Origin of the sequence: Paraburkholderia xenovorans (assembly GCF_046030735.1) — a bacterium.
In the GTDB taxonomy this organism is placed as follows: domain Bacteria; phylum Pseudomonadota; class Gammaproteobacteria; order Burkholderiales; family Burkholderiaceae; genus Paraburkholderia; species Paraburkholderia xenovorans_A.
This window is the reverse complement of record NZ_JAQQBV010000100.1, coordinates 1-1316: the sequence shown is the minus strand read 5'-3', so window position 1 is coordinate 1316 and position 1316 is coordinate 1. Positions and strand designations below refer to the sequence as shown.

The 1316-nt window shown below is 62.2% G+C and carries 1 protein-coding gene; it reads right to left on the bottom strand.

All coding sequences use genetic code 11. The annotated features are described in order from the left end of the window. Positions 1-17 precede the first annotated feature (17 nt). On the bottom strand, positions 18-1316 hold a 1299-nt coding region (istA, locus tag PQQ51_RS34280; RefSeq protein WP_408501617.1), incomplete at its 5' end, for an IS21 family transposase.

Here is a 1316-nt window from a genome sequence, read left to right as displayed (position 1 = left end):
TGAGTTCGACAATCAGATCACGCATGACCGGCCTCCGGCTGTTGCAGTGCCGGGCGCAGCCCGTCGTAGCGCGATGTGTCGGCCAGCGGCGGTGTCGTCAGTTGTAGCGCAGTATCGATCTTCGGCGGCATCTGCACGCTGCGCATGCGCGACAGCACGTTCACCACATGCTCGACGCTCACGCGCCCGGAGGGCGGCGCCTGCTCCAATGCAAGTTCGACTGCAACCACTACGGCGTCCAGACCGCTTTCCGGGACCAGCGCCAGAACCTTAGCCATGACCCGGTCGCCACCTGGCTCGCGTAGTAACGCCCGACGCAGCCGTTGCAGCGGATCGGGCATATCCTGGAACGGCGCACCGTTGCGCAGGGCTCCTGGCTTGCGCTGGATCAGCGGGATGTAGTGCTGCCACTGGTATCGCACCTGTCCTTCGTCGGCCAGTCGATCGTGTTCGGCCACCACGGCATCGTCGCCGACCACCACAACACGGCCAGGATAGAGTCGCGTGCTGAGCATCTGGCCTGCGAATTCGCATGGCACGGAGTAGCGATTGCGGCCAATCACCACCAGGCAGGTCGACGAGACTCGTGCCGCACGCTCAACATAACCGTCAAACGGTGTTGGCATCGGCATCAGATGAGCGCGTTCCTGCTCGAACACGTCGGCGACGCTCAGCTCACGATAGTCCGGATGCTTCACCTGATCCCACAACGACCGGCACCGGGTCGCCAGCCATGCATTCAGATCAGCGAAACTGCCGAAGCGTTGCCCACGCGCCTCAATCCAGATACGCAGGCGGCTGTCCTGCACGTTCTTCTCGACGACGCCTTTCTCCCAGCCACTGGCGACGTTGCAGAAGTCCGGATCGAACAGATAGTGCGAACACATCACTGCGAAACGCGGATTGACCGTGCGACCCTTGCCTTTGTGCACCTTGTCTACGGCCGTTTTCATATTGTCATAGATGCCCCGGCGGGCCACCCCGCCGAAAGCAGCGAACGAGCGCGTATGGGCATCGAACAGCATCTCGTGCCCCTGACTCGGATAGGCAACCAGCCAGAACGCCCGCGACGCACATAGCTTCATGTGCGACACCTGGAGCTTGCGGTAAATGCCGCCGACAACCAGTCCTTCTTCAGACCAGTCAAACTGGAATGCCTCGCCCAGCTCGAATCGCAACGGCACAAACGCCGACTTCGAAACCGCCTTGCCTTCGCCTTGCCGCCAGGCCCGGATGAAATCGGTCACCCGCGAGTAACAGCCGTCGTAGCCGCCAGCCTTGATCTCCTGGAACAGCATCCAGGCGGTGCGGCGTTC